Genomic DNA, 3045 nt, shown 5'->3' on the forward strand with positions numbered 1-3045 from the left:
CAGAGGCAGAAGAACGATACTACACCATGCTGGACCTGCCAGCCATGGCCGCATAACTTAACCTAACAGGTCTCCGGCAAACCCGGTGCGGTTCAGTCCCAGGGCAATCAGAGAGAGGCACTGAATAGTTCGCTTGCGACGACCAGTTGTTGACGATCGTGATCGTTCCGGTCGGGTTCGCCTGCGCCGCTTCGATTCCTATCGACATAGCTCCCAAAATGGCCAAAGCCGCTCCGAAAAGCTTGTTTTTACTGATAAGCATGATCATCCTCCTTTAGAGTGCTTCACTCGATCGTCAAGTGATCGAGAACATCGACCTTCTTGCAGGTTGCTGCGCCACAGCCTCAGCGTAAGGCTTCAGTGAATTGGAGCGATTTATTTCCAGTAGCTTTCACAACCGGACGACAAAAGGCTTTCGCAACGAGAGAGCAACCCTCGTGCGCCAAATTCTCCTGAATGTGTAGCTAGCGGTTGTATGCTATGGGAAAACAGATGCGTTTCAACTGCTATATTCGCAGCGATAACCAAACAACCGTCTTGTCACAAAATGTACATTGGGCGCCGTCCCAGGACCGCGCTCCCTTGCAGCAGACCAATCCCGCGGAACTGTCAGATCACTCCGAGGCATATTCCTTGTACTCGGATATAATCGAATTAGAAAATGCGTCGTCGGAGGACCGGTCCGGCTTCCCATGCCTACGGGCTTCTTCCGCCTGTTCACGATCCGCGGCAAGGAGGATATCGACAAGAGACATCGGCTCGATCTCGTCATCGCGTCCGCTGCGGCCACTCAAACGCTCCTGACTTGCAACCGCGGATCGCTGCTGAAGCCATGTCCCGGTACTCTTCTCCTGAAGACTGACCTTGTCGAGCCATGATCCCGCCGCCTTGAACCTAGCCGTATGGTTGTCGCCATATGGGTCGGAGAATTGGCCGGCTTGACTGAGCGGGCCGACATAGAGGCCCATCGCAAGCCCCTGCTGCTGATCCATGAGCTGCGCGGCGGCCTGCTGTTCCTCTTTGGAAAACAGGCCCCCCTCGTTCTCACGGATCACGGCCAGCGAGCGCCGGTCGAGATCCCCCATCAATGCGTTCCGATCGCGATGCTCGACTGAAAGCCATGCGAACGATTCACCAGAAGCCGCCATATCTGCGTACTTCTCATCCATCCGAGCCCGGGCATCCGTCGCAACCTCCGCCGTGGATTTTCCAACCGAACTGCTGAACATTGAAGGGTCCAGCGTACTCGCCGCCAAGGCCTGGGTATCGAAACCCTCCCGGGCCGGAAAGAATTGCTGGTATCGACTGATTTCGGTTTGCGTCAACAGTGCCGATCTGGCCGCACCCAAGTATAGGAGTGCGTCCGCAGAGAGGGAAACGGAAGCACTCGCTGCACCCAACGAGGCAGGAACCGAAGTTGAAAGAGCACCCTTCGAGTTTTCTTCGGCTTTAGCGACGGCTCGGGTGACGACGATACCGGCCGCCGACGTTGAATTGTTGACCTGCATCATCGGCCCTCGATCACATTGAACACAAGTGTCATACGTCTTAGCAGGTGGTCCTTGCGTATGGCTGACCTGAGTGGAGAGAGCCGGAAATCTAGCTTTGCGCGCTGGCCCTCGACAATGGAATTCACTCGTCATGCCGGCGCGACTGTCACCGCGCCGGCGTCAGCAGTTATTGCATTTCGAAAGTTTGCGACATATCGCCGGTGCTCAGATTGCGGCTGCCGAAAATCGATCGGCAGATGGCGCCACCAGACGGCGTTGCGGTCGCCGAGAACACATAGCCACCGCCAAGCTGCGGAATGGATGACCAATTGAAAGCGCACTGCTTGCCGGTCGACGTCCGGTATCGCAAGCCGCCGGCGGTCCCGGTGACGCAGGTTGACGTGAAGGTCTGCACATCGCCGGGATTGAAGGTCGCTTGGGGCGTCGGCGTCGTGAGGGCGCACGTGTTCTGGAACGTCCTGTTAAAGATCGTCGCAGCCACCGGCGTTCCCGTATTGGTGTTGCGAAGTGTGATTGTTGCAGTGCTTGCGAGCGCCGGAGCAGCCATAATCCCGAGCGCCAGAGCGGCTACCGAGATAAGTTTCAACGATAAAATGTTTGCTTTCAAGATCATGATCGTTCTCCCTGAAGAATGTTCACTACCGCTTTCAGCAAACCGGTTCACGGTCTGAGGGATGTCGCACAATCTGGGAAAGCAAACTGCCTGGTACGTCTCAACCCCAAGACAACAAAGGGATTTCCGTCGCGAGTTTCATCTTCGCGAACGATTGCCTAACTGGAATGTGCTGCCAACGATACCAGCCTGGGCGATAGTTCGGAGTAATTCAACTGCGATTTTCGCAGTTGAAATCGCCTATGAATTGGCGATTGTATTCCTTGGTTTTTCAGCCTCGACGGACGATATCTCGCGGAGCGGAGGTTTGGTTGCTCAACGTTAGAGCGCTACGCAAGACATATGCGCGGGGCGATGTGTTCGTCCCGGTACTGGAGGGTGTTTCGTTTTCCCTGCAAGCTGGCGGTTTCTGCGCACTTACGGGCGCTTCCGGCTCTGGCAAGACGACGCTGATGAACCTGATCGGCTTGCTGGATCGGCCGACATCCGGAGAGATCGAAATCGCCGGCGGCAGTATCGCCGGCGGCAGTATCGCAGCCTTGAGTGTCAACGATGCAGCCCATTTCCGCAACCGAATGTTGGGATACGTCTTCCAGGCATTTCATCTCCTGCCGCGCATGACCGCGCTCGATAATGTCGCCCTGCCGCTGCTTTATCGCGGGGTTGGCAGATCGGAACGACGAGAGCTTGCTGGGGTTTGAGTAGCAACGGAGCAGAAAACCTACATAAGGTTCCGGCTCTTCGCGAAACATTCCCGCGATGGAGGCTTTCGCTCCCACATCAGATTTTTTCCCTCAAAGCGCCGGGAAATTCAGCGAAGTCCACCGCGATACGACGCAGGTATTGATAAGAATTCGTCTCCGGATCTGGTTCTTCCGACCAGGCCCAATAGTAGACATGTCCACAGTCCGCACCATCCAA

Annotated in this window: 3 protein-coding genes; 1 reads left to right on the forward strand and 2 read right to left on the reverse strand. The window is 56.0% G+C overall.

Features of this window, described 5'->3' with window-relative positions; translation table 11 throughout:
- Nucleotides 1-614: 614 nt before the first annotated feature.
- Together ACI2KA_RS26825 and ACI2KA_RS26830 are read right to left on the reverse strand one after the other, a co-directional pair.
- Entirely contained in the window at nt 615-1511 is an 897-nt protein-coding gene (locus ACI2KA_RS26825) for a hypothetical protein (RefSeq protein ID WP_404505470.1), read from the reverse strand.
- Nucleotides 1512-1677: 166 nt separating this feature from the next.
- On the reverse strand, nt 1678-2124 hold the full coding sequence (locus ACI2KA_RS26830; RefSeq protein ID WP_404505471.1) for a hypothetical protein: 447 nt from the start codon (nt 2122-2124) through the stop codon (nt 1678-1680).
- A 242-nt stretch (nt 2125-2366) separates the two neighbouring features.
- Here ACI2KA_RS26830 and ACI2KA_RS26835 point away from each other — a divergent pair, with 242 nt between their 5' ends.
- Nucleotides 2367-2825 carry an ABC transporter ATP-binding protein gene (locus ACI2KA_RS26835; protein ID WP_404505472.1) on the forward strand — a complete coding sequence of 153 codons (459 nt, stop codon included), beginning with the start codon at nt 2367-2369 and terminating at the stop codon, nt 2823-2825.
- Nucleotides 2826-3045: the final 220 nt, after the last annotated feature.

The organism is Agrobacterium sp. NPDC089420 (assembly GCF_044900305.1).
Taxonomy (GTDB): Bacteria; Pseudomonadota; Alphaproteobacteria; order Rhizobiales; family Rhizobiaceae; genus Agrobacterium.

Bases quoted from the DNA above. Each gene is read 5' to 3' on its own strand.
- ACI2KA_RS26825 (WP_404505470.1), bottom strand. From the start codon at position 1,511: ATGATGCAGGTCAACAATTCAACGTCGGCGGCCGGTATCGTCGTCACC.
- ACI2KA_RS26830 (WP_404505471.1), bottom strand. From the start codon at position 2,124: ATGATCTTGAAAGCAAACATTTTATCGTTGAAACTTATCTCGGTAGCC.
- ACI2KA_RS26835 (WP_404505472.1), top strand. From the start codon at position 2,367: ATGAATTGGCGATTGTATTCCTTGGTTTTTCAGCCTCGACGGACGATA.